Annotated in this window: 7 protein-coding genes; 1 reads left to right on the top strand and 6 read right to left on the bottom strand. The window is 67.6% G+C overall.

What is annotated here, in order from left to right; translation table 11 throughout:
* Positions 1-23: 23 nt before the first annotated feature.
* Complete coding sequence (locus ACE026_RS01345; protein WP_486037276.1) at positions 24-2,747, bottom strand: TonB-dependent receptor plug domain-containing protein; 2,724 nt, start codon at positions 2,745-2,747, stop codon at positions 24-26.
* A gap of 164 nt (positions 2,748-2,911) precedes the next feature.
* On the opposite strand from ACE026_RS01345, the gene ACE026_RS01340 reads away from it, so the two are divergent.
* Positions 2,912-3,628 (top strand): MgtC/SapB family protein, encoded by a 717-nt coding sequence (locus ACE026_RS01340; protein WP_313218578.1) that lies wholly within the window; start codon positions 2,912-2,914, stop codon positions 3,626-3,628.
* 75 nt (positions 3,629-3,703) lie between these two features.
* Here the strand turns inward: ACE026_RS01340 and ACE026_RS01335 are convergent, their stop codons facing one another.
* The 5 genes from ACE026_RS01335 to ACE026_RS01315 form a co-directional block, all read right to left on the bottom strand.
* Positions 3,704-4,471, bottom strand: a complete 768-nt coding sequence (locus tag ACE026_RS01335) for a SapC family protein (RefSeq protein WP_478049667.1) — start codon at positions 4,469-4,471, stop codon at positions 3,704-3,706.
* Between the two features lie 125 nt (positions 4,472-4,596).
* Positions 4,597-5,373, bottom strand: a complete 777-nt coding sequence (locus ACE026_RS01330) for a hypothetical protein (protein WP_486037274.1) — start codon at positions 5,371-5,373, stop codon at positions 4,597-4,599.
* 95 nt (positions 5,374-5,468) lie between these two features.
* The gene (locus tag ACE026_RS01325; RefSeq protein WP_486037273.1) at positions 5,469-6,257 is read right to left on the bottom strand and encodes a CDP-diacylglycerol diphosphatase; all 789 of its coding nucleotides are present in this window, start codon (positions 6,255-6,257) and stop codon (positions 5,469-5,471) included.
* A gap of 86 nt (positions 6,258-6,343) precedes the next feature.
* Positions 6,344-6,973, bottom strand: coding sequence for a decarboxylase (locus ACE026_RS01320; RefSeq protein WP_486037272.1), 630 nt, complete (start codon positions 6,971-6,973; stop codon positions 6,344-6,346).
* 100 nt (positions 6,974-7,073) lie between these two features.
* A complete protein-coding gene (locus ACE026_RS01315; RefSeq protein WP_486037271.1) occupies positions 7,074-7,568 on the bottom strand; it encodes a DUF1543 domain-containing protein in 495 nt (164 codons plus the stop codon).
* Positions 7,569-7,710: the final 142 nt, after the last annotated feature.

Here is a 7,710-nt window from a genome sequence, read left to right as displayed (position 1 = left end):
CCCCCCCCCCCCCCCCGAGGCGATTACAGGAAGCGGTAGTCGAACTCCAGCCACAGCTGGCGACCGTAGGGGTCGTAGTTGCCGACCGGGTAGAACGGCCAACCACCGCCGTTCTTGTCCGCCGGTGGGCGGCTGTCACGCAGGTTGTTGACGATCAGGCCGAGCGTGGCGTTGTCATTGAGCTTGCGGTACAGGCTGGCGTTGTAGGTCATGTACGGGGCGATGCGGCCACTGCCGTCGGTTTTGGGCAACGAGCCATAGCGCATGCCGTACACGGTGGCGGTCCAGTCGTTGATCGCCCAGGTGACGCTGCCGTTGACCTTGCTGCGCCACTGGTAGGAATCCAGCGAATTGCGCTGGTCCTGCACGTCATCGCCAGCGAACTGGCGGTAGCTGTGATCGATCACCAGCGAGTAGGCCACGCGGGTCGAGAAACGGCCGTAACGGCCTGCGTCCCAGCGCAGGTTCGACTTCAGATCGATGCCGCGCACGGTTTCGGAGGCGGCGTTGATCGGGTTGATCAGCACGCGCACGACCTGGTTCGGCTGCACGGCGGCATCGGCCGGATTGCGGATCACCCGACGCAGCGCGTCCTGGCACTGTGCCGAGGCGATATCGCGTGCGTCACCGCCCACGGTCTGGCCGAGGCGGCAGTCCGCTTCGTCCTTCAGGATGCGGGTCGCATCGAGGTTGGTGACCTCATCGTCGATGCGGATGTCGTAGTAGTCCGCCGTGAAGTCCAGGTTGGCCGAGGGCGACCACACGAAGCCCAGGCCATACGATTTGGCGGTTTCCGGCTGCAGCTGCGGGTTGGCGCCGCTGGTGTAGTCGATCGCCAGCCCGCTGAAGTCACAGTCGTCATACGCCTGGCCGGCACTGCGGCAGCGCCAGTAGTCGGTCATGCCGGGGTTGTAGCCACGCGTTTCGGTCGCGAACACGTAATTCATGTCCGGCGCACGGAAGCTGGTCGCCGCACTGGCACGCAGCAGCAGCGTATCGAACGGACGGAACTCCAGGCCGGTGCTCCAGGTCGCTTTGCCCAGGTGGTCCCCGGCGGCGCGGTACTGGTCGTAACGGCCGGCGACGGTGGCGGTCAGGCGCTCCAGCAACGGCAGCTGCAGTTCCACACCGGCCGCGTAGCGGTCACGCTCGCCACCGGCGGGGATGCCCGCGTTGAGATTCCAGAACACACCCTGCGCCAGCGCCGGGTCCGGGCGGTTGCGGTAGCCCTGGCTGCCCGCTTCGACGACGGCTGCCAGCGCGGCACGGCCACCGGGCAGATCGAACAGCTGGCCGTTGACGCTGACGCTGGCGGTCTGCAGCCACGCGGCGTTGCGGCTTTCGTAGCGGCCGGACAGGCCTTCATACTCGCCCGGGGTCAGCGGCTGATACAGACGTGATGGATCCGGTGCATACACCTCCACGCCATTACGGGTGCCCAGCTGCGGGCCGAGCATGTAGGTATTGATGTCGATCAGCAGGCCCGGGCGCTGCGTCTTGTTCTCATAGCGCGAGCGGCTGTAGGCCGCTTCGTAATCCCAGTCCGAGCCGCCGATACTGCCACGCGCGCCCACGTTGAACGACCAGGACTGCTCCAGGAACCGGTTGGCATTGCGCTGCACGCCACCGATCTCTTCCGGTGCGAAACGCCGGTACCAGCTTTCCAGTTGACCGCTGTTCTGGTTGTAGAAGTAATTGCGCGAGGAGGTCCAGCTCGGCGCACGGGTGTTGTTGTAGATGCGCGCGGTGCCGATGGCCGCATCGGCAAACAGTTCCTGGCGATCGTTCAAGCGCCAGGTCACTGCGCTGTACGCATCGATGTTGCGCTTCTCGGTCTGCACGGTCCAGAACGTGGGCGACGCTTCATTGCTGCCGCAGTACCAGCCCTGGCGCGGATTCTGCGCGCGGAACACGCTGCCGCCATACAGCGTCCTGGAGGCATCGCAGCCGTCGGTACCGGGATCGATGTAATTGTTGGTGGACGCGTTGCGGCGATACGCCACCGCCGTCGCCAGCGGTGCCACGCCACGCGGATCGTCGGTCAGCGAGTCCATGAAATCGCGCTGCGAGCCGTAGATCGCCTTGCGATTGGCGATCTCCAGGCCGAAGATCGCGTCCCACTGCTCGCCCGAGCCGCCGCCGACCGCCTGCAGGCGCTGGTTGTCGCCGCCACCCTGTTCGGTGGTGCCGGCGCGCACATTGATGCCGACGCCGTCGTAGGTCTTTTTGAGGATGATGTTGACCACACCGGCGATCGCATCGGAGCCATACACCGCCGAGGCGCCCCCGGCCAGCACTTCGATCCGGTCGATCAGCGCACTCGGGATGTTGGCCAGGTTGACCACATTGACCGAGCCTTCGTAGGCCAGCGGGTAATCCGACTGGCGGCGACCGTTGACCAGCACGAGGGTGCGGTTGGGGCCGAGGCCACGCAGATTGATGGTGTTGGCGGCCGGGGTGAACGTATTCCCGAAATCCTCACCCTGCACGTTGCCGGTGTTCTCGGTCAGCGCGCTGAGCGCTTCGAAGGCGCTGCGGTAGCCCTGCGCTTCGATCTGCTCCTGGGTGATCACGGTGACCGGGGATGGCCCTTCCACGCTGGCGCGGGGGATGCGCGAGCCGGTGACCGTGACCGCATCGAGCTGGGTCGGCGCATCGGCCGCGTGGACCACGGAACCTGCGCCGAGCAGGGGCAACAACGACAGAACCAAGACCCGCCGACGCAGCGGGCGATACAGCACAGACATGCAGATTTCCGGTAAAAGAGCTACGTCCCGGCGCGGGCAGGCCCGTGCCAGAGCGCAGTGAGGGAGGGGCCGTGATTCTGCTGAACAGGCAGAAAAGGAGGAAATGACCGCCCGGGATATGCTTATCGAGATTTCGCCTAAGCCCTGCCCTGCAAGGACTCCGAATGCGCTTCATCCAGACCTTCGAGCTGTACCCCTTCCTGGACACCGTGGTCAGCCTGGTCGCCGCGTTCGTGCTCGGCACGTTGATCGGCGCGGAACGGCAGTACCGCCAGCGCACCGCCGGGCTGCGCACCAATGTGCTGGTCGCGGTCGGCGCAGCGGCCTTCGTGGATCTGGGCATGCGCATCGCCGGCAACGCTGAAGCCGTGCGGGTGATCTCCTACGTGGTGTCCGGGGTCGGCTTCCTCGGCGCCGGCGTGATCATGAAGGAAGGCATGAACGTGCGCGGCCTGAACACCGCCGCGACGCTGTGGTGCTCGGCGGCGGTCGGTGCGTGCACCGGTGCGGACATGCTGGCCGAAGGCGCGCTGCTGACCGTGCTGATCATCGCCGGCAACACGCTGCTGCGCCCGTTGGTCAACGCGATCAACCGCATCCCGATCAATGAGGCCGCCTCTGAAGCGACCTACGAGGTGCGCCTGAGCGTGGACCCTGCGGCCACGCCCCTGGCACGCGAACGCCTGGTGGACGCACTGGAGGCTGCGCAGTACCCGGTCAGCGACGTGCAGGTGATCGAACACGGCGACGGCCCAGTGGAGCTGGTCGCGATCCTGGTCAGCACCGCCGTCAGCGCCGACGAGCTCGATGCCGTGGTCGCGCGGCTGCAACGTCAGCCCGGCGTGGTGCATGCCAACTGGGAAGTCAGCACCCGCGACTGAGCACCGCCCTGCCCTGCACAACGAAAAACGGCGGCCCTGCGGCCGCCGTTTTCGTCATTGCGCGTGCGCCTGGCCTCAGGCGTCGGCAGGCAGCGCGCTCTGGCGGCTCACCAGGGCGCTGAAACGTGCCAGCGAGCTCAGGTGGTGATGCACCAGCGCCAGCCAGCCGCTTCGGTGCCAGGCCACGACGGTGGCGTCCGGCAACGCGGCGAACTTTTCCACGTCCACGACCTGGAAGCCGTTGATCGACATCTGCCGGCCATCGGCCAGGGTGACGTCGATGTTGCGGTCGATCAGCAGTTCGTTCTCGATCAGCGCGGCGGTGAAGCGACGGGTCTGATCATGTTCGCGCGTGTAATCGCCGCAGAAGCGCATCGCGTTGTCGACAATCTCGGTCGCCTTGCCATCCTGGAACAGCGGCACGCCATCCTCGCTCTGGCCCTGGTTGACCTGCTTGGCGGCCGAGTCGAGCGCGAGCACGTACTCGTCCTGCTCACCGGCCTGCATGAACACGAACGGGTAGCGGCGCACGTACGCCGGCACGTAGCTCTGCTCGTCCCATACGCCATCGGCAACGAACAGGTTGCGCTGGGCCAGGCCGACGGCCACCAGCGGCATCGCGTCCTTCCCGGTGAAAATGATCGGGTAATGCTGGGCCAGCGAGCCGAACTCGCCGATCACGGCGGGGATCGCATTGGTATCGGCAGCAAAATGCGCGGTGTCGGGCACCAGGCGCCAGGCGGCATGCAGATCCGAGCGCAGCGGCACGGGCGCTTGGTAGAACAGCGGACCGGTGGCCTGGGACGGCGCAGCGGCGGGCGGAGTCGTGGTTTCAGCAGTCATGGATTAAGTCGGATACGACGCGCCAGTCAGCCCGGGCGCGAAAGCGGGAACCGCATTGAACGGCCACTATAACGTGCCACGTCCGTGGTTTTTATTTCAATCGCGCGTTGGATTCCCGCGCCCCACTACAGTTCGGTGAATTCGCTGCAGTCCGGCAATGCCTGATCGGCCACATAGGCACCGTTCTGGAAGCGGTACACCCGCTGATACGAGCAGGCTGGATCCGACACGGTGCGCAGTTCCGACGTTCTTACCCGGCCGTGCGCGAGCGAATCCTGGTTGCGTGAGGCAAACGCAGGAAACCGGTTGGCGTGAGTTTGATAGCGGAGCACCGGCATGCCCGCGCCAGCCGGATCCAGGCTCAGCGCCGCATCGAAACCATACTCGTCGTGACAGGCGCCGGCGCGGAGGTCCATATCGCGCTCGCTGAAGCAGGCGCGGATGCTGGCGTGGCCCTGCACCGGCAGCCGCAGCACCTCGCCAGAGCCGGCGTCGGCGTCGGCGTCGGCGTCGGCGTCGGCTGCGTGGAGCATGACGCGCGCCACGACCCGCTCGGTGACGCTGGCGCCGCCGCCGGAGTACATCGTGCTGGCTTGGGCATCCACGCCGACCAGCACACCGCCCCCCGCGGCCGAGCCGAGTTCGACCAGGGCCGGCCAAGGCTGCAGGCCGCCCTCGGCGTTGCCGATGGCCAGCGCGAGCGCGCGGCGGGAGATATCCCTGCCAGCGGAGCGCTCACGCACGATCAGCAGCGCCTGTTCCTCGTCGTCGCCCGGCTGCACGCGCACGCACCAGTGCTGGTCCGCGCTGCAATACCAGCGCGGGTCGACCCCTTGGTCGCCGGCCGCATCACTTGCCCCTGCAGGCGCTGCCGCGAGCGGTATCAGCCGATTGCCGGACACGTCCTGCAGGCCTGCACCCGCGTCATCCGCCGCTGCCCAGCACCACGCGGGCAGCGGTGGCAGTGCGATCAGTACCGCCCACGCCCAGGTGCGCCTCACAGCACACCTTCCAGCGGCCCGGCTGCACCGGTCAGCACGGCGCAGGCATGGTCCTGGAGTTCCTCACCACTGGCTTTGTTGCCCGCTGCCAGGTCCAGCCGGGTGGCCAACAGCACGAAACCGGGCGCACCGGCGGGGTCCGTCTGCCCGGCCACCACCAGCGACCAGTTGCCGATATCGGCGGGCTCGGCCAGATGAGCGGCCAGCAGACGGACCGGATTCGCGGTGAGCTCGGCACCCGGCAGCTGGCGGGCGAGATAGGCATGCCCGCGCAGCGGCTCCGGCAGTGGCTGCCAGTCCGCACCGATGGAGGGCTGCAGCCGGCGCAGCTGGGTCAAGACATCGGCCCGCAGGCAATCCACGTGGATGTGCAACTGGTGCTGGGAGCGCCCATGCGGGGAGTTCAAGGCCAGGCTCGCCACATCGCGCGGCAGGGACCGGCCCAGCGCCTGCTCGGTGTGGCTGCGGGCGGCCCAGGCCGCGGCGAAGTAGTTCGGTGCTCCGGCCTGCAGCAGCGCGGGGCTTTCGATCCCCGAGACCCGGTCCAGCGGCAACACCAGGAATTGGTAGTGGCCGTGCGAATCCTTGAGCAGCACATCGCGGCGCTGCGCCTCGGCGGCCACCGCCAGGCAGCTGCCACGGGGGGCGGCATCGCCGGCGCAGTCGCGCTGGATGATGCCCCACAGGGCGTCTGGATTGGCGGGCGGTTTGGCCGGCGGCCGGGCCGGCGTGGCGCAGGCGGCCAACAACAGCAGCGCACAGGACAGGAAGAATCGGGCGATCACGGACAGGCTCGGACAAGGATGCGGGCCCGGCCGGCACTGCCGGTGGGCGGGCGCGATTGTACCGCGCCGGTTCTGTCGCTTCCGTGTCAGTAGGTGCTGTACGGCACCTCGACCACCACCGGCGCGGCCGGTGCCGACGGCTGCAGGGTGTAGCGATCCAGCGCGCCGTTGTCATCGGCGAACCGCTGCGACTGCACCTGCAGGCGGTACGTGGCGGTGCCGAGCTTGATGCTGCCACCACTGGCATCCAGCGCGGCCCCGGCCGGCAGCAGCAGGCCGCCGAGGTCGCTGTAGCCGCCGCCTTCCTGCGAGAAGACGTGGTCGACCAGCTCGCCCTCGCGCGTCATCGCGAACACATGCGGGTCGCCGTGCCGGCGGTTGTAGTCCTCGTTGCCGAGCAGATCGGCGATCCATACCCCGGGCAGCCGGTAGCGGGTTTCCAGCGCGATCGCATCGAGACGGTCGCTGTCCACCACCAGGCAGCACACTGCCTGCTTGTTCTCGCGGTCCAGGATCGCGAACCGCTCGCCCTTGGCAACCTCGCCCGGCAGGATCGCAAACGGCTGGTTCCTCAGCACCGGCTCGGCGCCACTGGCCGAATGCAGGTTGCGCCAGCCACCGAACACGGGTGCGTCCGGCTCGGCCGCCACAGCGTTACCTGCCATCATCATTCCCAGCGTCACGATCACTGCTGCCGTGATCTTCCTGCTCTGCATGCGCTACTTCCGTTGGTTGACCTGTCGCGGCGACATCGCCGGCCCTCACAAGACCGCGACACTATGCGCCAGCGGGACGGCCGCGGGCAATCGGGGCCGTTCAGCCGATCACGATGTAGTCGCTGACCAGCGCGATGCCCTGGTGCTCCCCGCGCTCAAGCTGCACATACCGGCCGCCGACCTGATCGATGGCGATACAGTCATCCACCTCCAGCAGGGCATCGGTATGCGGCTTGAACCAGCTGGCATCGCGCAGCGCCTTGGCCTTCTGCTTGGCTTCTTCGACACTGGTGGCGACCAGCAGCCGGTAGTCATGGGCCTCGCCCAGCGCGCCGGCGGCATACCCGCCGAGATTGAGAAAGTAGAGCCGCGGCGCGCCCGCCGCCGGGGCCACCTCGCCGAAGCGCACCCGGTATGCCTCCACCCCATCCACGGCGAGCCAGCCATCGACATGCAGCCCTTTGCGCTCGCCGAACCAGTCCTGGCGCAGCTGCGGGTAGGCTTCCTCGATGACATCGACGTTGGCGAAGGCCACATCGTGAACCTCGATCCGGGCCCGGGCATGGCGCCCGCCAAGCATGAACACGTGCAGCACCTGAGACTCCCGGCATGGCCGATCTGAGGGGCCGCCAGTGTAGCGCCGGTGGCCGTTGCGCCCTGCCCCATCAGCCGCGTGGGCTGCGTCCAACGGTCGCGGGGTGCCCACCACGCGGCGATGCACACCGCGGTGGTATGGT

Source organism: Stenotrophomonas sp. AGC87, assembly GCF_057333975.1.
The sequence above is the reverse complement of the archived record's forward strand: the minus strand, read 5'-3'. Positions and strand labels throughout refer to the sequence as shown.